This is a genomic window from Okeania sp., from assembly GCF_035285525.1.
In the GTDB taxonomy this organism is placed as follows: domain Bacteria; phylum Cyanobacteriota; class Cyanobacteriia; order Cyanobacteriales; family Microcoleaceae; genus Trichodesmium.
Genome location: NZ_JAYKGW010000205.1, coordinates 1 through 2,660, shown reverse-complemented (window position 1 = coordinate 2,660; position 2,660 = coordinate 1). Strand labels below are relative to the sequence as shown.

General features: G+C 33.7%; 2 protein-coding genes. One reads left to right on the top strand and one right to left on the bottom strand.

The window, feature by feature from the left end:
• The first annotated feature begins 816 nt into the window (after positions 1 to 816).
• The gene (locus tag VKJ25_RS19410) at positions 817 to 984 is read left to right on the top strand and encodes a hypothetical protein (RefSeq protein WP_324238287.1); all 168 of its coding nucleotides are present in this window, start codon (positions 817 to 819) and stop codon (positions 982 to 984) included.
• 510 nt (positions 985 to 1,494) lie between these two features.
• Here VKJ25_RS19410 and rbsK read toward each other — a convergent pair.
• The gene (gene rbsK / locus VKJ25_RS19405) at positions 1,495 to 2,415 is read right to left on the bottom strand and encodes a ribokinase (protein WP_324238286.1); all 921 of its coding nucleotides are present in this window, start codon (positions 2,413 to 2,415) and stop codon (positions 1,495 to 1,497) included.
• Positions 2,416 to 2,660 lie beyond the last annotated feature (245 nt).

The following is a 2,660-nucleotide window of genomic DNA, read 5'->3' as shown; positions in this document are numbered from 1 at the left end:
AGCCAATAAAATTGGTGATTATCTAACTTTATAATTCCTTGATTATTGATAAAAACTAAATAGGAACTATTTCCCATAAAATACTAAATTATAATAGCTAAGTTCTGACCTCGGCTCGAAGATAATACAGCATTTTTTAGGGTCAATAAACCATATTCAAAAAAATGATAAATCTGTAGGGACCTTGCATACAACTTCCCTGCTTTGTGGTCTACTAATTATGAAAATTTCTGTATTGTTAATTATCTGAATGTTTTGAACAATAGATAATTAACTTGCCTGAAGATTATAACGTATTTATATATAGCAGTCCTCAATAGGTTGTAATATCATGTCCGGATAATTAGTGATAAAAAAACTTTCTCCTCTTCCTCTTCTAGGAGGGGTTAGAGGTGGGTTTACTACTGACTCGGTACTCGTTATTTATGACTATTCAACCGAACATGATATAACAAATTAAAAACTAGAAATAAACTCGGAAAGTCTTATCTATTCCCTATTTCCTAAAAGTAATCATATTTTTATACACAAATAAAATAAGATTGCTATAGTTTTTCTGTTATAATTAAATTCCTTGGCACGAAGTCCTGCCTTCTCTCAAAAAGTAAGTTTAATATAACAGTTTAATTATGACAGAAACAATGCCAGCAGGATGGGTTACGCTTTATAATTTGATAGATAAATTTAATTTAAAATCAAGTAAAAATTCTCCTTTTTTTTCGGGAATGGCAAGATAATTTACCAGAAATTAATCAAAGGGAAAAATAACAATTACATCGGGTTAAAGAGAATTATTTTAATTTAGCTATATGTCCAATGGTAGAAGATATAGTGAAAATGGTGGTGGTTTCTCCTTTGTTAGATTTAGCTGGGTTTGATTTACCTCCTTTTTATACCAATGCTGAGAGTTCTATAGAAATTGAAGATAGGGATAAAGAGTTAATTATTCGAGGTATAATTTATGTTTTGGTATTATCAAGATAGTTGATGGGTTTTAGTTATTGAATCTCAGCCATTAGGGTTTTCTTTAGAAGTGAGTATTCCTCAATGTTTGGCTTATATGTTGGGAAGTTTTCATGCAAATAAGTTTGTGTTTGGAATGGTAACTAATGACAGTAATTTTATCTTTTTAAAGTTGCTAAAATAGGAACAGTTGGAGTATGGTTTTTATGATCAATTTAGTTTAAGAGGAGGAGATGACTTAGTGACTGTTTTGGTTATTTTAAAGAGATTAAAAAAGGATATTTTGTAATAACTAGGACTTACACATAAACTGGGTTTATTAAGGAAATAATTTATACCAATTCCCAAAAATAGTGCTAGACTTTGGGAACACTTCAGTTATCAAATAATTAGCACAATCTGAATTACTTTTTTGCTAATTTTATCTAAGTTAATGTTAATTATTCTTATGTTTACTTCTCCCCCACTCCCTTACTCCCTTACTCCCTTACTCCCTTACTCCCTTACTCCCTACTCCCTACTCCCTACTCCTTACTCCCTACTCCTTAGAAAATTATCAAATGTTTTTCTATCTGGCATTGCAGGTTGAGCCCCTGATTTAGTAACACATAAAGCACCAGCAACAGCACCCCATTTGACAGCTTCTTTTAATGATAAACCTGTATCTAATGCTGCGGCTAAACCACCATTAAAAGCATCACCCGCTGCTACAGTATCGATCGCTTCTACAACAAAAGCAGGTTGAAAAAATGTTTCTTTTTCAGTTGCACAAACAACACCTTTAGCACCTATTTTCACCACAGCATTTTTCACACCACGCTGACATAAATCAATAGCTGCTTGAGTACCATTTTCTTGATTATTTACTGTAAACCCAACCAGTTGACTTGCTTCAATTTCATTAGGAGTAATAATATCAATCAAACTATAAAAATCATCGGGAAAATTTACTGGCATTGGTGCTGGATCGAGAATAACTTTTACTCCCATTTCTTGAGCTATTTTTGCTGCACTAATAGCAACTTCCATCGGTATTTCTAATTGTAAAAGTAAAGCTGTAACATCAAATAACAAATTTCTCAAGCGTTCCACATCTGTATTATTAATTCTATGATTAGCACCCGGAACCACAATAATACTATTTTCTCCACTACCATCAACAGCGATCGCTGCCACCCCTGTATGAATATTTTCGTCAACTACCACAGCTGTTGTGTCAACATTAGCAGTCTGTAAACTTGTCAGAAGTTGTTGCCCAAAACTATCATTTCCTAACCGTCCTACTATTTTTGTCGGAATACCCAGACGAGCAGCAGCAACAGCTTGATTTGCTCCTTTACCACCACCTGCGGTAAAAAAGTTGTTGCCATTAATGGTTTCTCCTGGAGTTGGTAAGTGGGTAGTAGTTGCGATTAAGTCAATATTAATGCTCCCAAAAATAATTATGCTCATATATAAACTTAAGGCGGCTTTATCTAAATTAGAATTTACGCAGTAACTCTACATATAGCGCTTCAAACTATGGCGCCATAGTTTTTAAACTCTATATATAGTATCTTTTCCTAAGTCCTCTCAATCTTAGACTCAGTAGCAAAATTCTAACTCAAACCCCTCCCTACTATTGCACTATTAATGGACGTGGGTGAGGGCGGGTTTATCTCAATCTTAGACTCAGTAGCAAAATTCTAACTCAAACC